Origin of the sequence: Hydrogenophaga aromaticivorans, assembly GCF_013387465.1 — a bacterium.
GTDB classification, from domain to species: Bacteria; Pseudomonadota; Gammaproteobacteria; order Burkholderiales; family Burkholderiaceae_C; genus Hydrogenophaga; species Hydrogenophaga aromaticivorans.
The window spans coordinates 1-20,598 of record NZ_VYGV01000006.1 but is presented as its reverse complement, the minus strand read 5'-3'; the positions used below and the strand labels follow the sequence as shown (position 1 = coordinate 20,598).

The following is a 20,598-nucleotide window of genomic DNA, read 5'->3' as shown; positions in this document are numbered from 1 at the left end:
CCGCCGAGGTGCGCCGGCGCGCACCGCAGGCCTTTCGCACCCAGGAGCGCGCCGTGACCACGGCCGACTACGCCGCCGTCACCGAGCGCCTGCCCGAGGTGCAGCGCGCCGCCGCCAGCCTGCGCTGGACCGGCAGCTGGCACACCGTGTTCGTCACCGTGGACCGGCAAGACGGTGAAATCATCGACCCCGCCTTCGCCACCCAGGTCGGCACCCACCTGGACCGCTACCGCATGGCCGGCCACGACCTGCGCATCCACGACCCGATCGCGGTGTCGCTGGAGATCGACCTGCTGGTCTGCGTCCACAAGGACCACTTCCGCAGTGACGTCAGCCGCGGCCTGCTCGACGTGCTGAGCAGTCGCACCCGCGCCGACGGCACGCGCGGCCTGTTCCACCCGGACCACTTCAGCTTCGGCCAGACCGTGTTCCTGAGCCCGCTGTACGCGGCCGCGCGCACCGTGGCCGGCGTGAGTTCGGTCCAGGTCACGCGCTTCCAGCGCCAGGGCCAGCCCGACCCCAAACCCCTGGCCGACGGCTTCATGACGCTGGGCCGGCTGGAGATCGCGCGGCTGGACAACGACCCCAACTTCCCCGAGCACGGTGTGCTGCGGCTTGAACTGCACGGAGGCAAGTGATGAGTGGCCATGACACCCCCGCCGGCAACGGCGACTGCGGCTGCTGCGCCGGCGTGGACGCCGACACCCCGGCCCGCGTGCACAACCCGCCCGGTCTGTCGGCCATTGCCTACCGGGTGGGCCGCCACGGCGACTTCCTGGCCTCGATGCAGGCCCGGCTGTCGAGCACCGACACGCCGGCACTGGCCGCCCTGGGCACGCGCGAGATGAGCGACTTCAGCCTGGCGCTGGCCGACGCCATGGCCACCTCGCTCGACGTGCTGAGCTTCTACACCGAACGCTACGCGCAGGAACACTACCTGCGCACCGCCACCGAGCGCCTCTCGGTGCGCGAGATGGCGCGCCTGATCGGCTACCGGCTCGCGCCCGGCGTGGCCGCCAGCACCCACCTGGCGTTCAAGCTGCTGGAGGCGCCGGGCGCCGCGCCGCCCGAGCCGATCCAGATTCCGGTGGGCACGCGGGTGCAGAGCGTGCCCGGCCAGGACGAGACGGCGCAGAGTTTCGAGACCGTGGCCGAGATCCCCGCGCGGGTGCAGTGGAACGCCATGCCGGTGCAGACCCGGGTGCCCTGGCGGCCCCAGTCGGGCGACACCGAACTCTGGCTCGACGGCCTGGCCACGCAGCTGCAGCCGGGCGATCCGATCCTCATCGTGGGCAGCGACCGCATCAGCGACCCCGGCGGCGAACACTGGGACGTGCGCGTGCTCAGCGCGGTGCTGCCCGACAACGCCAACGCCCGCACCCGCGTGGTGTGGCAGCACCCCCTGGGCAGTGCGTTCCCGCCCATGAGCCCGGCCGGCATAGGCGTGGAGGTGCACGCGTTTCGCCAGCGCACGGCGCTCTTCGGCCACAACGCGCCCGACCCCAACCTGCTCAGCGGCCGCGGCTCCAACCTGGCGCAGAAGATCGACAAGAGCACGCCTTCGAACTGGAAGTGGAACCAGTTCCACATCAACGGGACCACGGTGGACCTGGAGAGCGCCAACCCCAAGATCACCGCCGGCACCTGGTTCGCGCTGGTGTCCAACGAGGCCGGCCTGGGCAGCGCCGACCTGCCGGGCTACACCGAGCTCTACCGCGCCCAGCGCGTGAGCCAGCTCAGCCGCAACGACTTCGGCATCTCGGGCAAGACCACCCGCATCACGCCCGACACCACCGAAAACCTGAGCGCGGCCCGCTTCGGCCTGCGCAACACCCTGGTGCTCGCGCAGAGCGAGCGCCTGGCCACGGTGGACACGCCGCTGTTCCACCCGGTGCAGGGCGACGCGCTCACACTGGGCCAGCGCGTGGACGGCTTGCTGCCGGACCAGGCGCTGGCGGTCTCGGGCACCCGGCAGCGCATTGCCATCGCCGCGGGCGCCAAGGGCCTGTCGCTGCAGCTCGCGCAGGGCGGCAGCGTGGCGTTGACCGAGGGCGACGAACTCTTCATGACCGCGCCGGCCAGCCGCCTGCTGTTCTTCACGGCCATCACGCTCGGCGCCGAGGCCTTCACCGCGCTGCTCGGTCAGCCGTCGGCCCGGCTGCGGCTCGCCCTGATGGACCGCGACGGCCGCAGCGGCACGCTGGTGGCCCAGGGCCACGAGCTGCGGCTGGCGCCAGCGCGCAAGGACGACCCGCTGGTGCGTGAGATCGCCCACATCGCCGCCACCGGGCAGGCCGTGCTGCTGGAGCGCGACCACACGCAGCTCAAGCTCGACGCCGCGCTGCGCCACGTCTACGAGCGCGCCAGCGTCCGGGTCAACGGCAACGTGGCGCCCGCCACGCACGGCGAGACGGTCGAGGCGCTGCTGGGCAACGGCGACGCGGGCAGCGCGGGCCAGCGCTTCGTGCTGAACCAGGCGCCGCTGACCTACGTCAGCGCCCCCACACCCAGCGGCGGCGCGTCCACGCTGGAGCTGCGCGTGGCCGACGTGTTGTGGACCGAGGCGCCCACGCTCTACCAGGCCAGCCCCGACGCCCGCGTCTACCAGACGCGCCAGGACGACGACGGCCTGACCACGGTGGAGTTCGGCGACGGCGTGGAGGGCGCGCGCCTGCCCAGCGGGCAGAGCAACGTGCGCGCGCGCTACCGCAAAGGCCTGGGCGTGGCCGGCAACGTGGCCGCGGGCCAGCTCACCACGCTGCTGTCGCGCCCGCTCGGGGTCAGCGAGGTGGTGAACCCCGAGCCCGCCACCGGCGGCGAAGACGGTGAGCTGCTGGAGCGCGCGCGCGAAAACGCCCCGCTCACCGTGCTGACGCTGGACCGCGCGGTCTCGATCACCGACTACGCCAGCTTCGCGCGCGCCTTCGCCGGCATCGACAAGGCCCACGCGCTGTGGATTCCCGCCGGCCCCGCGCAGGGCGTGTTCCTGACCATCGCCGGGGTAGACGGCGCCGTGGTGCCGCCGTCGGGCGCCACCTTCGCCAGCCTGGGCGCGGCGCTGCGCAGCCACGGCGACGCGCTGGTTCCTATGCACCTGCACAACCACCTCGGCGTGCGGTTTCGCACCCGGCTCTCGGTGAAGGTGCTGGCCAGCCACGAGACCGACACGGTGCTCCAGGCCCTGGAGGCCGCGCTGCGCGCGCACTTCAGCTTCGCGCGCCGCCAGTTCGGGCAGACCGTGTCGGTGGACGAGGTGTCGGCCGTGGCCCAGGCGGTGGCGGGCGTGCAGGCGGTGCACGTCACCCGCCTGCACCGCGTGGGCCAGGCCCCGGGCCTGGTGCCGCGGTTGTTCGCGGCCCTGCCCGTGGCCTCGCTCACCGGCCAGCCGCTGCCGGCCGAACTGCTCACCCTGGCCGACGAGCCGGTGGAACTGGAGGTGATGCCATGAGCGCTGACACCCAGTCGCTCTTTGAACTGCTGCCGGCCATCCACCGCATCCGCGACGCCGAGCTCGCGCAGACCCTGGGCCTGGAGCGCGGGCCGCTCGAAGAGCTGATCGGCGTGCTGGCCGAGCAGATCGCGGTGGCCGGGGAAAGCCTGGAGCAGCTCCACGACGACCTGTTCATCGAGACCTGCGCCGACTGGGCCGTGCCCTACATCGGCGACCTCATCGGCTACCAGAGCCTGCACGGCGTCACGCCCAAGGTGGCCAGCGCGCGCGCCGAGGTGGCGCACACCATCGCCCTGCGCCGGCGCAAGGGCACGGCGCTGGTGCTGGAGCAGCTCGCGCGCGACGTGACCGGCTGGGACGCGCGCGCCGTGGAGTATTTCCAGCGCATCGTCACCACGCAATACATGAACCACACCCGCCCGCACAACCTGCAGTCGCCCGACCTGCGGCGGGGGGCGGCGCTGGAGTTCGTGGGTACCGCGTTCGAGAGCGCCAACCGCACGGTGGACGTGCGGCGCATCGAATCGGGCCGGGGGCGCCACAACATCCCCAACGTGGGCCTGCACCTGTGGCGCATCCAGGCCTACCGGCACCGCGACACACCGGCGCTGCGGGTGGGGCCGCGCCGCTACCGCGTGAGCCCGCTCAACCACGACCTGCCGCTGTTCAACCGCCCGCGCGCCGAGGACGACATCACCCACCTCGCCGAGCCGGCCCATGTGCCGGGCCCGCTCTCGCGCCGGCGCCTGGCCGCCGAGCTGGCAGAGCACTACGGCACGCGGGCCCACGCGGCGGCGCCCGCGGACAACGCCGAACCCGCGCTGCTGCTCAGCGTGGACGGCACGCCCATCGAGCGCGACCAGATCGTGATCTGCAACCTGGGCGACGACGGCGCGGGCTGGGCCCACACGCCGCCCCCGGCGGGCGTCTACGCCATCGACCCGGTGCTCGGGCGCATCGCGCTGCCGCCGGAGGCCGACGACCCGGCCGAACTCAGCCTGACCTGGCACGAAGGCTTCAGCGCCGACCTGGGCGGCGGCGAGTACGAACGCGGCGAGAGCCTGCCCGCCCCGGCCGCGACCACGCTGGTGGTGCGCGTGCCCGACGACCAGCCCAGCATCGGCGCGGCGCTGACCCAGATCGCGGGCAATGGCGTGGTGGAAATCCGCGACAGCCGCCGCTACACGGAAACGCTGACCCTGGCCGTGGTGGCCGACGGGCAGATCGAGATCCGGGCCGAGAACGGCCGCCGCCCGGTGCTCGACCTGGGCGGCTGCACCGTCACCGGCGGGGCCAACGCCGCCTGCACGCTCAACGGCCTGCTGATCACCGGCGCGCCACTGGTGGTGCCCGACGACCGCACGAACGCGCTGAAGCAGCTGAACCTGCTGCACTGCACCCTGGTGCCAGGTATCGCCCTGAACCCGGACGCCAGCCCGGCGCAGCCCGCCAGCCCCAGCCTGCTGCTGGAGATTGCCGGTCTGCAGACGCACATCGAGCGCTGCATCGTGGGCGCCGTGCGCTGCCACGAGCGCGCCAGCCTGAGCGCGCACGACAGCCTGATCGACGCCACCGCGCGCAGCGGCGTGGCGCTGGCCGCGCTCGATGGCAGCGGCCCCGGCGCGGCGCTGACGCTGGAGGCCTGCACCGTGGTGGGCAAGCTGCACGCGGCGCAGATGAGCGTGTCCAACAGCATCCTGCTCGCGGCCTTGGCCGAGGGCGACAGCTGGGCGGTACCGGTGCGCGCCGCGCGCAAGCAGGTGGGCTGCGTGCGCTTTTCCTGGCTGCCGCTGGGCGCCATCGTGCCCACGCGGTTCCGCTGCCAGCCCGGCTCGGCCAGCGATGCGCAGCACATCGCGCCGCGCTTCACCTCGCTGGTCTACGGCACACCGGCCTACGCCCAGCTCGCCCGCTCGACACCGCCCGAGGTGCTGCGCGGCGCCGACGACGAAAGCGAAATGGGCGTCTTTCACCACCTGCACGGCGCGCAGCGCGAAGCCAACCTGCGCATCCGCCTCGCCGAGTACCTGCGGGTCGGGTTGAGGGCAGGCATTTTCTACGAATCCTGAAGGAGGGAGCACCATGAGTTTCGATCTGAGCCGCGTGCGCTTTGACGCCCGCCAGGACTTCCTGGGCGTGGTCATGCAACAGGGCCGCGTCCAGCTGGATGCGGACTGGAACGAGTGGGTGGCCCAGCTCGGCCGGCGTCTGCAGGCCGGCAGCTGGGACACCTTCAACGGCAGCGTGGTGCCGCGCACCACGCCCGACGGCTTTCGCATCGAGGCGGCCGCGGGCGCCCTGAGCATCGGCCCGGGGCGCATGTACGTCGATGGCCTGCTGGCCGAAAACCACGGCGGCACGCCCGACGCCTGGGACCCCCACCTGGCCGAACCGGCCGGCACCACCGCGCTGGACTACCTGGACCAGCCCTACTACCCCGAGCCGCCCGAGCTGCCCGGCGCAGGGCCGCACCTGGTGTACCTGGACGTGTGGCAACGCGACGTGACCGCGCTGCAGGCGCCCGGGCTGATCGAGCCGGCCATCGGGGTGGACACCACCGGCCGGCGCCAGACGGTGTGGCAGGTGAAGGTGTTGCCCAACGTCGGCGCGATCAGCTGCGCCACGCCCGACGAAGACATCCCCGGCTGGGCGGCCGCCACCGCGCCCTCGGCCGCGCGCCTGTCCACCGCCACCGGCGACCCCGGATTCGAGCCCAACCCCTGCAGCGTGCCGCCGGCCGCGGGCTACCGCGGGCTGGAAAACCAGCTCTACCGCGTGGAGGTGCACCAGGGCGGCGCGCTCGGCACGGCCACCTTCAAGTGGTCGCGCGACAACGCCAGCGTGGCCTCGCGCGCGACCCACATCAACCCGGCACGCGACCGCGTCACAGTGGAGAGCATCGGGCGCGACGACGTGCTGCGCTTCAACGACGGCGACTGGGTCGAAGTCACCGACGACCACCGCGAGCTGCACGGCCTGCCCGGCGAGCTGCGCCGCATCCGCGCCGCCAGCGGGGTGGACGTGACCGCGCGCACACTGACATTTGACCAGCCGCTGAGCGCCGGCCTGTTCCCCACCGATCCACAGCAGGCCACCGACCCCTTGCGCAACACCCGGGTGCGGCGCTGGGACCAGTCGGGCCAGGTGCGCCGCGAAGACGGCAGCGCGGTGGCCGGCCAGGACCTTGACGCGCCCGCCAGCACCGGCGCGATCCTGGTCCCACCGCTGGGCACGCGCCTGTTCCTGGAACACGGCGTCCTGGTCGAATTCAGCCTCGACCCGGCCGGCGGCCAGTTCCACAGCGGCGACCACTGGGTGTTCGCCGCACGCAGCACCAACGCCAAGATCGAAGAGCTGGACCGCGCCCCGCCGCTGGGCATCCACCACCACCACGCCCGGCTCGCCGTGGTCAACTTCCCCGACGCCGAGACCGACTGCCGCACGCTGTGGCCACCCATGCCCGAGGGCCACGGCTGCGACTGCTCGGTCTGCGTCAGCGCGGAAAACCACAACAACGGCAGCGCCACGCTGCAACAGGCGGTGGACAGCCTGCAGGCCACCGGGGGCACGGTCTGCCTGGGCATCGGCACCTACGTCCTTTCGGCGCCGCTGAACATCGAGGGCGCGCGCTCGCTGCGCATTCGCGGCCAGGGCTGGGCCACCGTGCTGCAGGGCGCCGAGCCCGGCACCGTGGTGAACATCCACGACAGCAACGGCGTGGCGCTGGAAAACCTCAGCCTGCTCGGCTCGGCGCGCACCTCCGGCACCACCGCCATGCTGCTGGCCACCCAGGTGATCGACCTGCTCGCGCAGCACATCAACGTGCTCGGCCTGTCGGTGGGCAACGGCACCAGCGTGGCCATCGGTCTGGCCGGCAACGTGCTCGGCGCGAAGATCGAGCAGTGCGCGCTGGTGGCCGAGCGCGGCATCGCTTCAGTCACAGACCGGGAGCGCAAGCACCTGCTCACCGCCGAACTGCGGATCGCGCGCAACCTCATGTTCTGCAGCCAGCGCGCGGTCAACCTCGACGGCCTCAGCCTGCATTTCGGCAACACGCGCATCGTGGACAACCTGATGCTGGTGGGCAACCAGGCCGCCGTGGTCGCCACCGGCGCCACCCTGCCCGGCTCGCCCATGGACATTGCCAGCAACGTCATCTACACCGCAGGCGACGGCATCCGGGCCGGGGTCGATGGCCTGTCCATCGAGGGCAACGAGATCTCCGGCTCCAACGAGCGCAGCGGCGACGGCATCGTGCTCGAAGAGGGCCTGGACCCGGTGGCGCTGGATCGCGCGCGCATCAGCGGCAACCGCCTGCGCGCGCTGCGGGGCAACGGTGTGCTGATCAGCCACCGCGTCGAGCACGCGGTGATCAGCGACAACCATTTCGAACAACTGGGGCTGGGTGCGCTGGTGATGGCGCGCAGCGGCTCCGCAGGCGTGCTGCGCTTTTCGGGCAACCAGTGCCACGACATCGGCCAGGCCGCGAACGTGGAGAACACCGCCTTCGCCGCGATCCAGCTGGTGCGCGTGGAACGCGCCGACCTGCTCGACAACAGCGTGGGCCTGGTCGCGCGCACGGCCACCGGGTCGCCCGCGGTGGACGCGGTGCGCGCGCTGGCCATGGGGCAGTTGCGCATCGCGGGCAACCGCTGCTTCGGCATCGGCCCGGACCGCGGCAGCGGCCAGATCAGCGGCCTGCATGTGCTGCCCCCGTTTGAACACTGCGCGATCGACGACAACCAGGTGGACCGCATCGGCGCCGACGACCAGAAGCCCGAGCCGCTGGCCTGGCGCGCCATCAACATCGCGCCCGGCAGCAGCGTGCGCTTCACCCACTTCGCCATGGCCAGCCACGTCGCGGCAGGCGAAGCGGGCTTCCTGCTGACCGAGAGCCTGGCGGCGGCCGTGCCCGCGCGCACGGGCATCCTGTCCATCCGCGGCAACCGGCTGCGCGGCCACCTGTCCTCGGTGCCGCTGAACCGCTGCGGCGGCGTCGCCGACTGCCTGTTCAACACCAACCACTGCGTAGCGGTGGGTGAAAGCAGCCCGCAGCCGGTGATCGGCCAGTTCGCTGCGCGCACGCTCAACGCCAGCAACAACCGGCTGATCGGCCTGGGAGACCTGCAGACCCTGTTCCTGTTGCCCGAGTTGAAACGCGCCATCGTGATGGGCAACACCAGCACCGGTCCGATCGTGGTGCAGGGCGGCACGCCCACCCCCGCCGACATCAACCTGACCAACATCATTGGCCTCTGAAGGAGACTTGCCATGCCGATCACCAGCTTCCGCGGCGAAAAGTCCGTGGCCGAGATCGCCGACGTCATGTTCGAGCGCCTGACCCCCAAGCAGCGCGAAAAAGCCGAGGCCGCCATCCTGAAAGCCAACCCGCGGCTGAACGATCTGAGCACCCTGCCCAAGGGCGCCGTGCTCCAGGTGCCCGACCTCCCGGAACTGCGGGCCAAGGCCCGCCGGGCGGCGGACGATCCGCCCGCCCAGATCGCCAGCGAGATCGGCGAGGCGCTCTCCAGCTACGGCAAACAGCTGGCTCAACGCACCCAGCAGGGCCTGGCCGACAACAAGGCGCACAGTGCCCTGATCCGCAGCGACGCCTTCAAACGCACCCTGGAAAAATCGCCCGAACTGAAAGAACAGGCCGCACTGACCACCAAGGCCCTGGAGCTGCGAGGCAAGGAGCTCGCCGAGCGCGCCAAGACCGTGGAGGCGGCGATCCAGGGCATGCTGAAAGACCTGAAAGCGGCGAGCGCCTGAGGCGTGGCACAGGGCGACACGGGGGTCTTGCCGAACCGCTTGAAGCGTTCGCGGATGGCGGAGGTTTCGGCCTTGTTCAGGCGGTCGGCGAATGGCCGAGGCATGGCCGTGTCCCGGTATCTGGAACGGGAAGCACATAAGATGGCAGACGCCCCGCCACTTCTCCCGGTCTGACCATGCCCTACATACGCTCTCTGCTCGCAGCCCTCGCGCTGTGTCTGACGCTCGGCCACAGCGCCTGGGCGCAGGAACTGGACGACGCCAAGCGCGCCGACATCGAGCAGCTGCTCGAACTCACCCAGACCATGAGCAACGCGCGCGCCAACATGAACACCGTGTTGCAGCAACTGGTGCTGCAGCTGCGCCAGAAGCAGCCCAAGTTGACTGAAGAACACCTGCGCATCGTCGCCGAAGCCCACGAAGCGGTGTTCGATGAAAACATCGGCGTGTTCAAGGCGCTGATGGTGCACCTGTACCACAAGCATTTCAGCGCCGATGACATCCGGCAACTGCTGGTGTTTTACGCTTCGGACACCGGCCGCAAGCTCACCCTCGTCACGCCCGCGCTCAACCGGGAGTCGTTCGAAATCGGCGTGCAGTTCGGCCGACTGCTCGGGCCCAAGGTGGAACAGCGGGTCAAGGAACGGCTCGCGTCCAAGGGCGTCACCCTGTAAAACCGCATCAGCCCATGAAACCCGCCGCCATCGAAGCCTTTTTTTCAACACTCCAGGCCGCCAACCCGCACCCGGTGACCGAGCTGGAATACACCAGCGTGTTCGAGCTGCTGGCCGCCGTGCTGCTCTCGGCCCAGGCCACCGACGTGGGCGTGAACAAGGCGACGCGCAAGCTGTTCCCGGTGGCCAACACGCCGCAGAAGATCCTGGCGCTCGGGCAGGAGGGCCTGGAGAGCTACATCAAGACCATCGGCCTGTACCGCAGCAAGGCCAAGCACCTGATGGAAACCTGCCGCATCCTGGTGGAGCGCCACGGCGGCGAGGTGCCACGCACCCGCGAGGCCCTGGAAGCCCTGCCCGGCGTGGGCCGCAAGACGGCGAACGTGGTGCTCAACGTGGCCTTCGGCCAGCCCACGATGGCGGTGGACACCCACATCTTCCGCGTCAGCAACCGCACCGGCCTGGCCCCGGGCAAGACGCCACTGGCGGTCGAGCAGCAGCTGATGAAACGTGTGCCGCCGGCCTACGCGGTGGACGCGCACCACTGGTTGATCCTGCTGGGGCGCTATGTGTGCCAGGCGCGCAAGCCACTGTGCCACCGCTGCGCGGTGTCGGCGTATTGCGACTTCAAGCCGAAGACGACAGGCTAAGGCTGCATCCAGGACCGTACCAGCGGCAGGCCCATGGCGATCACCGTGGCGGCGTGCAGCAGCAGCCCCACCAGCGCCCCCACCAGCGTGCCGTTGATGCGGATGAACTGCAGGTCGCGGCCGATGTGGTCTTCCAGCACGCGGCTCATGTCGTGCGCGTCCCAGGCCTCCACCCGCTGCGCCACGAAGCCGACGATGTTGTCGCGGCTGCCTTCCAGCACGCGCAGCAGCACCTGTTGCGCCTGGGTGTTGAGCCATTCGCGCAGCGTGGCATCGGCCAGCAGCTGGCGCCCGGCGGTCTGCACCACGCTGGCGTAGCGCCCGGCGAGCGCGTTGTCGGGTTGTTGCGCCTCGTTGGCCAGGCGCTGCATCACCTCGTGCCACCAGGCTTCGATGGGCTCGTTCCATTGCGGCTGGTCCAGCCAGGCGTCGCGCCAGGTGGCCACGCGCGCCTGCCAGTCGGCATCGGTCTGCAGGCGCTGGATGGACTGCGCCATCCAGTCATCAAACCGGTGGCGCAGCTCGTGCTGCGGGTCGGCCGCCACATCGGCCAGGGTGTGCGTGAGCGCGGCCACGAGCTTGCGCGTGGCCAGGCGCGCGGCCATCTGGTCGAGGCCCACGTATTTGAGTTGTTTGAGTTCGCCCGCGATGCGCTCGGTGAGCTGCTCCTGCACCGTGTCCTGTTCGGCCCAGTGCGCCATCTGCTGCAACAGGCCGTTGAGCCACTGCTGGTGGTGGCCGTGTTGCGTGAGCGCGGCGAGCGCCTGGCCACCGAGCGTGGCCACGTCCACCTGGCGCAGCAGGCGCTGCGCGAGTTGCGCCACCCACTGGCGCACGAGTGTCTGGTCGAGCGCGTTCAGCAAGGCCGGCGTGGCCTGCTGCAGCCACCGGCCCACGCGGGCGGCCGACTCGGGCTGCGCCAGCCAGCGGCCCAGTTCCTGCCCCACGTCCCAGCGCGCCAGCATGGGGCGCACGTGTTCGGCGGTGAGGAAGTGCGTGCCCAGAAAGCGCGCGAGCTGCGCGCCCAGCCGGTCCTTGTTGGCCACGATGATGGCCGTGTGCGGGATCGGCAGGCCCAGCGGGTGGCGGAACAGCGCCACCACGGCGAACCAGTCGGCCAGCGCGCCGACCACGGCCGCGCCCGCTGCGGCGGCCACATAGGCCCAGGCGGGGTGGCGCGGGGTGAGCAGCGTGGCCACGACATAGATCACCACGGCCAGCAGCAGCAAGCCGAGCGCCAGCGCCTTCATGCGGGCCAGGCTGGCGGATGGTTTCATCGGCTGGTTATTCATGGGCCACAGTGTGCACCGGGAGGCTTTGCGCCGGACTACCAGTCAAGGCAGAGGTGGCCGCCGGTCGCGGGCGCGTCTTTTGGCCACTGCGCCACGCCGCCAATGGGTCCGCGGCCGTGGGCGGCGACGTACTGCGCCGCGCGGATCACGCCGGCGTGGGTGACCCAGACCGCTTCGCCGAGCGCGCTGTCGCGCAGCGCGTCCAGCGCGTCAGCCACGCGATCAATGAGCTCCTGCGTGCTCTCGGCGCCACCGAAGCGGTGGTGCGCGAAGTCGGCCATCCAGACGTCGAACGCGGCGCGGGGAATCGCGTCCCAGCGCTGCAGCTCCCAGTGGCCAAAGTCCATTTCGTTCAGGCGGGTGTCGATGGCCGGGTCGCCCAGGTCGGGCCGCAGCGTGTTCAGTTCCTGCGCCAGCTGCTGCGCACGGCCCAGACCCGACACCCAAACCGGCAAGCCGGGCGGCAGCATCGCCGCCGCGGCCTCGGCCGCCTGCAGCGTGAGCGCGGCGTTGGCCGGCACGTCGGTCGCGCCGTAGCAGAACCCGGATTCGAGCTCCACCCGGGCGTGGCGCAGCAGCCAGAGTTTCACAGCGCCAGCGCCAGCGCCAGGTAAAACGCCAGCTCGCACACCTGCTGCGTGGCGCCCAGGCCGTCGCCGGTGAAGCCCTGCAGGCGGCGGCGCAGCAGGCGCCACATCCAGGCCAGGCCGAGCAGCGCGCCGAGCACCGCTGCGGCCCAGTAAAGGGCCGGCTGCAGGCCAAAAACCACCCCCATGGCCAGCGCCCACCACAGCAGACCGGCCAGCAGCCCGGCGGTGGTGATGCTCTCGGCCAATGGTTTGGATTTGGACGTGGGCGTGTCGCCCACATGCGGCAGCGTGCGGATGACGAACAGCGGCATCAGCCGCGAGCTGACGTGGGCAGCAAACAGCGCCGTGCTCGCCAGCAGCAGGCCGCCGGCCTGCGCCAGCAGCGCGATGAGCGCCACCTTGCACAACAAGGCCAGCACCAGCGCCACCGCGCCGTAGCTGCCGATGCGCGAGTCTTTCATGATCTCCAGGGCGCGTTCGCGGTTCACCGCGCCGCCCAGGCCATCGGCCGTGTCGGCCAGGCCGTCTTCATGGAACGCGCCGGTCAGCCAGACACTGAACGCGGTGCACAACACGGCCGCCACCCAGGGCGCAGCGGGCTGTGCCGGCAGCCACATGAGCAGGCCAGCAAACACCGCCGCCGTCAGCCCGCCGACCACCCAGCCCACACCCGGAAAATGCGCGGCGCTCGCGTGCAGCATGGCGGGCGAAAAACCGGCCCAGTGCGCCAGCCGACCGGTCACCGGGATGCGGGTGAAGAACTGGAGGGCGATGAAAAAATGCTTCAGAGGCATGAACACCCCCCTGCGCCGCTGCGCGGCTTCCCCCCCGGGGGACGCAGCTGGTGGCCCGGCGAAGCCGGTTCCACGGCTGCCTGGTTCCAAGTCACGGCGCTCCACAGCGTCTGCCTCAGGCTTGGGTGGTCGCATTTGCCAGATTCTCGTCCTGCCGCGACACCCCTGCCGATTCAAAACTCGCCATCTCGCGCAGGATGGCGCAGGCCGACATGAGCAGCGGCCAGGCCATGGCCGCGCCCGAGCCTTCGCCCAGGCGCAAGCCCAGGTCGAGCAGTGGCTCGGCGCGCAGGTGGGCGAGCATGAGCGCGTGGCCACGCTCGCCCGAGCGGTGCGCGAACACGCAGCGCTGCAGCACGGCGGGTTGCAAGGCCGCGGCCACCATGACGGCCGCGCTGGCGATGAAACCGTCCACCACGATCACGCGTCGTTCGGCCGCGGCCTGCAGCACCGCGCCCACCATGGTGGCGATCTCGAAACCGCCGAACGCGGCCAGCGCGGCCAGCGGGTCCTTGGCATCGGGGTGGCGCGCCAGCACCTGGCGCAGGATGCCGATCTTGCGTTGCACGGCCTCGGCGTCGAGTCCGGTGCCGGCACCGGTGCAGTCGGCCACCGACAGACCGGCCAGGCGCGCGAGCAGCAACGAAGCCGCCGAGGTGTTGCCGATGCCCATTTCACCGAGCAGCAGCGCGTTGCCCGGCAACCCGCGCACCAGGGCGGCCCCGTTGGCGAGCGCCGCCTCGCACTGCGCGGCGCTCATGGCCGGGCCTTCCAGCGCATCGGCGGTGCCGGGCGCGACCTTGTTGATCACGAGGCCGGGTCGGGGCGCGAAGTCGTGGCGCACGCCGCAGTCCACCACCGTGAGGCCGATGCCGTGTTGCCGCGCGAGCACGCTCACCGCGGCGCCACCGGCCAGGAAGTTCTCGACCATCTGCCAGGTCACGTCGCTCGGGTAGGCCGACACGCCGCGCGCCGCCAGGCCGTGGTCGCCGGCGAACACCACCAGCTGGGGATTCTGGAGCTCGGGCGCTTCGTTGCCGAGGATCAGGGCCAGGCGCTGCGCCAGCGCCTCGATGCGGCCGAGCGAGCCCAAGGGCTTGGTCTTGTTGTCCAGCTTGTGCTGCAGGCGCGCCGCCAGCACGGGTTGGGTGATGTCGGCGATGGTGGGAACGGTGGTGGTCATGGTTCAGTCCGGTTGGATGAGGGCGTCGAGCACACCGGGCTCGACATGGGTTTGAAGAAAATCGGCCAGGCCGTCGAACACGCTCTCCAGCGTGGGCGCGCTGGCGCCAAACAGCGCGTGCAGCACGCGCGGGTCTTCGAACAGGCCGTGCAGGTAACAGCCGAGCACGTTGCCCGCGGCGTTCTGCCAGGCCAGGCCAGGGATCACCTCCCGCGCCACGTCGCCCTTGGCGGCCATGGCCGGGTGCTGGGCGGTCTGCCCGTGGTGGATTTCGTAGCCGGCGGTTTCCACCCCCGACAGCGCGCTCCAGCGGCCGGCGAGCGCGCTGAAACGGGCCTGCGTGTGGCGCACGGTTTTCTGCGGATCGAACGCGGTCACCAGCGGCAGCAGGCCCAGGCCGGGCGCATTGCCGTCGATGCCGTGCGTGTCGATCAGCGCCTCGCCCAGCATCTGCAGCCCGCCGCAGATGCCCAGCACCGCCCCGCCCTGTGCCGCGTGTTGAGCCACCGCCTGGTCCAGCCCCTGCGTGCGCAGCCAGGCGAGGTCGGCCACGGTCGCCTTGGAGCCCGGCAGCACGATCCAGTCGGCGCCCGCGCAATCGGCCGGGCTGCGCGCCCAGACCAGGCGCACACCGGGCACGTTCTTCAGCGGCTGGAATTCGTCCAGGTTGCTGATGCGCGGCCAGGCGATGACGGCAATCGTTGTCTGAACCGCACCCGAAGCAAGGGTGCGGTCATCGAACACCCCGTCTTCCTCCGGCAGGCCGTGTTGCCACCACATCGGCAGCGTCGCCACCGTGGGCACACCGGTCAGCTCTTGCAGCATCTGCGGGCCGGGCGCGAGCAGCGTGGCGTCGCCCCGGAACTTGTTGAGCACGAAGCCCTTGATGAGTGCGCGCTCGTCTTCCGGTAGCAGCGCCCAGGTGCCGTAGAGGTGGGCGAAGGCGCCGCCGCGGTCGATGTCGGTCACGAGCAGGCAGCGCGCCTGCGCATGGCGCGCGATGCGCATGTTGACGATGTCGCTCGCGTGCAGGTTGATCTCGGCCGGCGAGCCCGCGCCCTCGATCACGACCACGTCGTTCTCGGCGCGCAGCGCGTCCAGCGCGGCGGTGATCGCCGGCCAGACCTTTTCGCTGCGGCCGCGCCAGGGCATGGTGGAGAGTTCTTCGCTCACCTGCCCCATCAACACCACCTGGCTGCGCGTGTCGGCCTCGGGCTTGAGCAGCAGTGGGTTCATGCGCACCTCGGGCTCGGCCCGCGCGGCCAGGGCCTGAAAATACTGGGCGCTGCCGATTTCGCCGAGGGCACCACCGGGACCTGCCACCACCCGCGCGTTGTTGCTCATGTTCTGCGCCTTGAACGGGGCGACTTTCAACCCCTGGCGCGCATAGTGGCGGCACAGCGCTGTGGTGAGCCAGCTCTTGCCGGCACCGCTGGTGGTGCCGAGCACCATCACACAGACGGCGGTCATGGGGAGGTTTCCTTCGTGGTTTCCAGCACTGCGGTGTGCAGCGCCTGCTGGGCCGCTGGTGGCAACACACCGAGCCGCCAGTGGCCCGGCAGGCCCAGCGAAGTGGTGTCGCGCAGTTTGATGCCCTGGGCGCGCAGCGCGGGCACGTCCAGCGCGTGCGGCGCCCGGGCGCAGACGTAATTGGCTTCGCTCGGCAGGCACACCCAGCCAGCTTCGCCCAGGCACGCGACCTGGACCGCTTTCCATGTGGTCAGTTGCTCGCGGCTTTGCGCCAGCCAGCGCTGCGCGTCGGCCTGTACCCAGGCGGTGAGCATCGCGACCGCATGGGCGCCGAGCGGCCACGAAGGCGCCATCTGTTCCAGCGAGCGGGCCAGTGCGAGGCCCTGCAGCGGCGCGATGGCGTAGGCACCGCGCACGCCCGTCAGACCCATTGCCTTGTTGGGCGACCAGAGTTGCCAGACGCGGTCCAGCGCTTCGGCGCCCAGGCTGCAGTGCCCGCTCAGGCGCAGCGGTTCGTAGGCCCGGTCGAGCACCACCACGCCGCCCTGCCCGGCCACGGTGTTCGCCATGGGCTCGGCGTTGCCCAAGGGGCTGGCGGGCTCGCACAGCCAGAGCAGGTCGGCCTGGGCGGGCTCATTCACACGCTGCAGGCCCCAGGCTTGGGCAGCGTGTGCGTAGTCGCCATAGGCCAGCGCGGGCAGCCAGACCTGCCGCCCGCCCGAGCGAGCCACCGCCGCCGTGAGGCGCGCAATGAACTCGCTGGCGCTGCCCGCGACCACGATGCGCTCGACCGCCACGCCGTGGAACGCGGCGAGCGCCGCGCGCAGGTCGGTGTAAGCCGGGTCGGGGTAGTGCTGCGGATCGGCCCGCTGCACGGCGGTCAGCGCCAAGGGGCACGGGCCGCAGGCGTTGGCGTTGGTTGAAAAATCCCAGCGGGGCACGCCCAGGGCATCGGGGCCGCCGTGAATGCCGCTCATGCGAACGCCCTCCCTGCGGCGAAAAGGATCACCACGCCGGCCAGCAGCGCCAGCGCGCCCACCACCCGGCCCGCGAGTTGCAAGGCACGCCCCGTGTCGGCCGCCTGCGGACTGCGCCCGGCCGGGTGCAGGGTGTACACGCCCGGCTTGGCCAGGCTCACGTTGAGCGCCAGTGCCATGGCGGCCATGGGCCAGCCACTGTTCGGCGACGGCGTGAGGCCCGCCTGCGACGGCAGGTGCCGCCAGGTGCTGGTTGCGCCCAGCGCACCGAGCAATGCAGCCGTCAGGCGCGCCGGCAACCACGACAGCACGTCGTCGGCCCGCGCGGCCCACTTGCCGGCCCAGGTCCAGTCGCGGCCCTGGCGCTCGCCCCGGTAGCCCCACATGGCGTCGGCTGTGTTGGCGAAGCGGTACAGCGCGGCGCCCGGCAGGCCGGCCACGGCGAACCAGAACAGCGGCGCGACCACCGAGTCGTTGAGGTTTTCGGCCAGGGTTTCGATGGCGCTCTCGCGCACCTGGGCCGCGTCCAGCGTGCTCACATCGCGGCTCACCAGCCAGGCCAGCCGTTCGCGTCCGGCCGGCAACGAATCAGCCAATGCAGCCTCCACCGCCCGCACCTCGTCGCGCAGCATGCGCCAGGCCAGCAAGGGCTTGAGCAGCAGGCCCAGCGCCAGCACCTGCAGCCACCCCGACACACCGCCGATGACACGCGCCAGCGCACAGCCGGCCAGCACCACCAGCACGGCCCCCAGCAGCCAGGCCAGCGCCCCGTGCGCGAACACGCGCCACCGGTCGGCTTGCGGCGTGGGCAACTTCGTTGCGATGCGCTCACAGGCCCAGCCGAGGTAGCGCCCCATCCACACCACCGGGTGCCAGCGCGCCGCCGGCTCGCCCCACAGGCGGTCCACCCCCAGCGCCACCAGCACCGCGAGGGCGCCGATGGCCACTGGCGACAGCGCCTGCGGGTCGGTCATGGCGTGGCGCCTTGCAGGGCGGCGGTGTCGGCCAAGGCCAGCCGCTCAGCAGCAGCCGAGTGCAGCGCCGCCAGCAACTGGTCCACGTCGTCGGCCTGGTGGGCGGCCGACAAGGCGATGCGCAATCGGGCGGTGCCCTCCGGCACGGTGGGCGGACGGATGGCGGGCACCCACAGGCCCTGTTCGCGCAGCGAGGCCATCACGGCCAGTGCGGCATCGTTGTCGCCGATCACCAGCGGCTGGATGGCGGTGTCCGAGTGCGTGAGCGTCCAGCCCGCGGCGTCGATGGCCCCGCGCGCGCGGCGGCGCCGCCCCGGGCGCCCGCGCCCGGGGTGGGGGGGGGGGGGGGCGGGGGCGCGAGGCCGCCCCACGCCAAGCCCCCCGCGGCCCCCCCCAAAGAGGGGGGGCCCGCCCCGGGGGGGGGGGGGGGACCTGCGAGGTTGGGGTTTAAGTGGGTCGCCGCGACCCCCGCCTGTGCGGTGGGGGGCGGGGCCCTCCCCGACAAGGGGCACCCCCCCCCCCCAACCCGGGCGCCCCCCCCCCGGCCGAGCGGGGCCGGCGCGGCGGTGGCGTAGGTGTAGCTGCGCGTCTTCTGCAGCAGCCACTCCACCAGCCGCTCGGGCCCGGCCACGAAGGCGCCCGCCACGCCCAGGGCCTTGCCCAGCGTGGCCATGTAGAGCACGCGCGGCGAAGCGCCCGGCCCGGTGAGGCCGGCGGCGGCCAACGCGCCCCGCCCATGCGGGCCCAGCACGCCGAAGCCGTGCGCGTCGTCCAGCAACAGCAGCGCGTCGTGCCGCTCGCACAGCGCGTGCAGGCCGGCGATGTCGGCCACGTCGCCGTCCATGCTGAACACCGCGTCGCTGATCACCAGCTTGCGGCGCGCCGGGCTGGCGGCCAGCAGCGCGTCGAGCCGGGTCAGGTCGCCGTGGGGGAAGCGGTGCACCGTGGCCTTGGACAGGCGCGCGCCGTCGATCAGGCAGGCGTGGTTCAGCGCGTCGGAGAACAGCGCATCGCCCTCGCCCACCAGGGCCGGCACGATGCTCGCATTGGTGGCGTAGCCGGCGTAGAAATACAGCGCTCGCGGCAGGCCCACGGCCTCGGCCAGTTCGCGTTCCAGCGCGGCGTTGGCCACGCTGTGGCCGCTGACCATGGGCGAGGCCCCGGAGCCCACGCCGTAGCGGTCCACCGCGGCGTGAACCGCCTGGCGCAGCAGCGGGTCTTGCGCCAGGCCCAGGTAGTCGTTGCTGCAGAAGGCCAGCAGCGACACGCCGTCCACGCTCAGGCGGGCGCCCGGCTCGGGCGTCACCGAGCGGCGCACGCGGCGCAGCGACTGCGCGTCCAGCGCAGCCAGGCGGTCGTCAAATTCATTCAGCCAGCTCATGGCCATCCTTTCAACGCCATGTTTCAGGCAGTTCCAGCTGCACAGCGCGCGCGTCCGGCACCGGCTGCCAAGGCACCACGCCCAGCAGCGGCGCACGCAGGCGCTGGCGCAGTGTTTGAATGTTCTCGTCGCGGCAGGCCATGGCCGGGTCCACGGTGTTGGCCACCCAGCCAGCCAGGTGCAGGCCGTCGGCGCGGATGGCCTCGGCCGTCAGCAGCGCGTGGTTCAGGCAGCCCAGGCGCAGGCCCACCACCAGCACTACCGGCAGGGCCAGCGCCACCGCCAGGTCGGCCAGGGTCTCGCTTTCATTGAGCGGCACGCGCCAGCCCCCCGAGCCTTCGACCAGCACCACGTCGGCCAGGCTCCGCAGCCCGCGGTGCGCCGCCACCAGCTCGGCCACGCCCACGCACCGACCCGCGCGCGCGGCAGACAGGTGGGGCGAGAGCGGCTCGGGCAGCGCCACCGGGTTGTCCAGCGCGGGCGGCACGGCCACGGTGGACGCGGCGCGCAAGGCCAGCGCGTCTTCCGCCACCCACGCGCCGGCCTGTTGCACCAGACCGGCTGCCACCGGCTTCATGCCGACCACGCGGGGATGGTGGCGCGCCAGCGTGTGCAGCAGCGCGGCGCTGACCAGGGTCTTGCCCACGCCGGTGTCGGTGCCGGTGACGAAGCAGCCGTCAAACACCATCAAGCACCCCGCTCACCGGCGCCGGGCTGGTTTCTTCGGACAGCGTGGCTTCGAGCGCGGCCAGCGCGCCCCGGGCCAGCAGCGCGCCCTCGGCCTCGTCGATCACATAGGGCGGCATGGCGTACAGCGTGTGGCCGATGGGCCGCAGCAGCAGTCCCTGCGCCAGCGCGTGGCGGGCGTAGCGGCGGCCGAAGTCGGGCAGGCTGCTGAGCACGTCCCACGCGAAGACCATGCCCTTGCGTCGCGCGTGGCGCACACGCGGGTGGTCGGAGATCGGCGCGAACTGCATGGCCAGCCGCTCGCTGGTGCCGTGGTTCTGGCGCAGCGCGTCGGTCTGCTCAAACAGGTCCAGCGTGGCCAGCGCGGCGCGGCAGGCCAGCGGGTTGCCGGTGTAGCTGTGCGAATGCAAGAAACCGCGCGCAACCTGATCGTCGTAGAAGGCGGCGTACACCGCGTCGGTGGTGAGCACCACCGACAGCGGCAGCGTGCCGCCGGTCAGACCCTTGGAGAGGCACAGGAAGTCGGGGCGGATGCCCGCCTGCTCGTGCGCGAACAGGGTGCCGGTGCGGCCGAAGCCGACCGCGATCTCGTCGAGCACGAGGTGCACCTGGTGCTGGTCGCAGAGTTCGCGCGCGCGCCGCAGGTACACGGGGTCGTGCATGGCCATGCCGGCGGCGTACTGGGTCAGCGGCTCGATGATCA

At 71.7% G+C, this 20,598-nt stretch carries 16 protein-coding genes and 2 pseudogenes; 7 read left to right on the top strand and 11 right to left on the bottom strand.

Annotated elements, in window-relative coordinates:
* The 7 genes and pseudogenes from F3K02_RS04450 to nth form a co-directional block, all read left to right on the top strand.
* Positions 1–638 (top strand): annotated as a pseudogene (locus F3K02_RS04450) (putative baseplate assembly protein); the annotation flags it as partial.
* Positions 638–3,448, top strand: a complete 2,811-nt coding sequence (locus F3K02_RS04445; RefSeq protein WP_177133744.1) for a putative baseplate assembly protein — start codon at positions 638–640, stop codon at positions 3,446–3,448. The pseudogene F3K02_RS04450 and the gene F3K02_RS04445, both read left to right, overlap by 1 nt.
* On the top strand, positions 3,445–5,520 hold the full coding sequence (locus F3K02_RS04440; RefSeq protein WP_177133742.1) for a hypothetical protein: 2,076 nt from the start codon (positions 3,445–3,447) through the stop codon (positions 5,518–5,520). Before F3K02_RS04445 ends, F3K02_RS04440 begins: the two co-directional genes overlap by 4 nt.
* 13 nt (positions 5,521–5,533) lie before the next feature.
* Positions 5,534–8,710 carry a DUF6519 domain-containing protein gene (locus F3K02_RS04435; protein WP_177133740.1) on the top strand — a complete coding sequence of 1,059 codons (3,177 nt, stop codon included), beginning with the start codon at positions 5,534–5,536 and terminating at the stop codon, positions 8,708–8,710.
* A gap of 12 nt (positions 8,711–8,722) precedes the next feature.
* Positions 8,723–9,223: a hypothetical protein gene (locus F3K02_RS04430; RefSeq protein WP_177133738.1), complete on the top strand. Its 501-nt coding sequence runs from the start codon at positions 8,723–8,725 to the stop codon at positions 9,221–9,223.
* Between the two features lie 176 nt (positions 9,224–9,399).
* A complete protein-coding gene (locus F3K02_RS04425) occupies positions 9,400–9,897 on the top strand; it encodes a DUF2059 domain-containing protein (protein WP_177133735.1) in 498 nt (165 codons plus the stop codon).
* 14 nt (positions 9,898–9,911) lie between these two features.
* Complete coding sequence (gene nth / locus F3K02_RS04420) at positions 9,912–10,547, top strand: endonuclease III (protein WP_177133733.1); 636 nt, start codon at positions 9,912–9,914, stop codon at positions 10,545–10,547.
* Here nth and F3K02_RS04415 read toward each other — a convergent pair.
* The 11 genes and pseudogenes from F3K02_RS04415 to F3K02_RS04365 all read right to left on the bottom strand — a co-directional run.
* Positions 10,544–11,824 carry a DUF445 domain-containing protein gene (locus F3K02_RS04415; RefSeq protein WP_177133732.1) on the bottom strand — a complete coding sequence of 427 codons (1,281 nt, stop codon included), beginning with the start codon at positions 11,822–11,824 and terminating at the stop codon, positions 10,544–10,546. The genes nth and F3K02_RS04415 overlap by 4 nt on opposite strands.
* A 50-nt stretch (positions 11,825–11,874) precedes the next feature.
* The gene (locus tag F3K02_RS04410) at positions 11,875–12,429 is read right to left on the bottom strand and encodes a histidine phosphatase family protein (RefSeq protein WP_177133730.1); all 555 of its coding nucleotides are present in this window, start codon (positions 12,427–12,429) and stop codon (positions 11,875–11,877) included.
* A complete protein-coding gene (locus tag F3K02_RS04405) occupies positions 12,426–13,223 on the bottom strand; it encodes an adenosylcobinamide-GDP ribazoletransferase (RefSeq protein WP_177133728.1) in 798 nt (265 codons plus the stop codon). Before F3K02_RS04405 ends, F3K02_RS04410 begins: the two co-directional genes overlap by 4 nt.
* A 115-nt stretch (positions 13,224–13,338) precedes the next feature.
* Positions 13,339–14,406 (bottom strand): nicotinate-nucleotide--dimethylbenzimidazole phosphoribosyltransferase, encoded by a 1,068-nt coding sequence (cobT, locus tag F3K02_RS04400; RefSeq protein WP_177133726.1) that lies wholly within the window; start codon positions 14,404–14,406, stop codon positions 13,339–13,341.
* Between the two features lie 3 nt (positions 14,407–14,409).
* Positions 14,410–15,876 carry a cobyric acid synthase gene (locus F3K02_RS04395; RefSeq protein WP_177133723.1) on the bottom strand — a complete coding sequence of 489 codons (1,467 nt, stop codon included), beginning with the start codon at positions 15,874–15,876 and terminating at the stop codon, positions 14,410–14,412.
* The gene (locus F3K02_RS04390) at positions 15,873–16,853 is read right to left on the bottom strand and encodes an aminotransferase class I/II-fold pyridoxal phosphate-dependent enzyme (RefSeq protein ID WP_177133721.1); all 981 of its coding nucleotides are present in this window, start codon (positions 16,851–16,853) and stop codon (positions 15,873–15,875) included. The genes F3K02_RS04395 and F3K02_RS04390 overlap by 4 nt, the downstream gene beginning before the upstream one ends.
* A complete protein-coding gene (gene cbiB, locus F3K02_RS04385; protein ID WP_177133719.1) occupies positions 16,850–17,827 on the bottom strand; it encodes an adenosylcobinamide-phosphate synthase CbiB in 978 nt (325 codons plus the stop codon). Before cbiB ends, F3K02_RS04390 begins: the two co-directional genes overlap by 4 nt.
* A pseudogene (locus F3K02_RS27280) lies at positions 17,824–18,102 on the bottom strand (aminotransferase class I/II-fold pyridoxal phosphate-dependent enzyme); the annotation flags it as partial. The gene cbiB and the pseudogene F3K02_RS27280, both read right to left, overlap by 4 nt.
* Complete coding sequence (locus tag F3K02_RS04375) at positions 18,057–19,214, bottom strand: aminotransferase class I/II-fold pyridoxal phosphate-dependent enzyme (protein ID WP_246309175.1); 1,158 nt, start codon at positions 19,212–19,214, stop codon at positions 18,057–18,059. The gene F3K02_RS04375 and the pseudogene F3K02_RS27280, both read right to left, overlap by 46 nt.
* A gap of 4 nt (positions 19,215–19,218) precedes the next feature.
* Positions 19,219–19,896 carry a dethiobiotin synthase gene (bioD, locus tag F3K02_RS04370; protein WP_177133715.1) on the bottom strand — a complete coding sequence of 226 codons (678 nt, stop codon included), beginning with the start codon at positions 19,894–19,896 and terminating at the stop codon, positions 19,219–19,221.
* A partial coding sequence (locus F3K02_RS04365; RefSeq protein WP_177133713.1) for an aminotransferase class III-fold pyridoxal phosphate-dependent enzyme occupies positions 19,886–20,598 on the bottom strand: 713 nt, incomplete at its 5' end. The genes bioD and F3K02_RS04365, both read right to left, overlap by 11 nt.

Excerpts from the sequence above, each read along its gene's own strand:
- F3K02_RS04435 (WP_177133740.1), top strand. The coding sequence starts at position 5,534 with ATGAGTTTCGATCTGAGCCGCGTGCGCTTTGACGCCCGCCAGGACTTC.
- F3K02_RS04375 (WP_246309175.1), bottom strand. The coding sequence starts at position 19,214 with ATGGCCATGAGCTGGCTGAATGAATTTGACGACCGCCTGGCTGCGCTG.
- F3K02_RS04395 (WP_177133723.1), bottom strand. The coding sequence starts at position 15,876 with ATGACCGCCGTCTGTGTGATGGTGCTCGGCACCACCAGCGGTGCCGGC.
- cobT (WP_177133726.1), bottom strand. The coding sequence starts at position 14,406 with ATGACCACCACCGTTCCCACCATCGCCGACATCACCCAACCCGTGCTG.
- F3K02_RS04390 (WP_177133721.1), bottom strand. The coding sequence starts at position 16,853 with ATGAGCGGCATTCACGGCGGCCCCGATGCCCTGGGCGTGCCCCGCTGG.
- F3K02_RS04415 (WP_177133732.1), bottom strand. The coding sequence starts at position 11,824 with ATGAAACCATCCGCCAGCCTGGCCCGCATGAAGGCGCTGGCGCTCGGC.
- F3K02_RS04425 (WP_177133735.1), top strand. The coding sequence starts at position 9,400 with ATGCCCTACATACGCTCTCTGCTCGCAGCCCTCGCGCTGTGTCTGACG.
- nth (WP_177133733.1), top strand. The coding sequence starts at position 9,912 with ATGAAACCCGCCGCCATCGAAGCCTTTTTTTCAACACTCCAGGCCGCC.
- F3K02_RS04440 (WP_177133742.1), top strand. The coding sequence starts at position 3,445 with ATGAGCGCTGACACCCAGTCGCTCTTTGAACTGCTGCCGGCCATCCAC.
- F3K02_RS04405 (WP_177133728.1), bottom strand. The coding sequence starts at position 13,223 with ATGCCTCTGAAGCATTTTTTCATCGCCCTCCAGTTCTTCACCCGCATC.
- cbiB (WP_177133719.1), bottom strand. The coding sequence starts at position 17,827 with ATGACCGACCCGCAGGCGCTGTCGCCAGTGGCCATCGGCGCCCTCGCG.
- F3K02_RS04445 (WP_177133744.1), top strand. The coding sequence starts at position 638 with ATGAGTGGCCATGACACCCCCGCCGGCAACGGCGACTGCGGCTGCTGC.
- F3K02_RS04430 (WP_177133738.1), top strand. The coding sequence starts at position 8,723 with ATGCCGATCACCAGCTTCCGCGGCGAAAAGTCCGTGGCCGAGATCGCC.
- bioD (WP_177133715.1), bottom strand. The coding sequence starts at position 19,896 with ATGGTGTTTGACGGCTGCTTCGTCACCGGCACCGACACCGGCGTGGGC.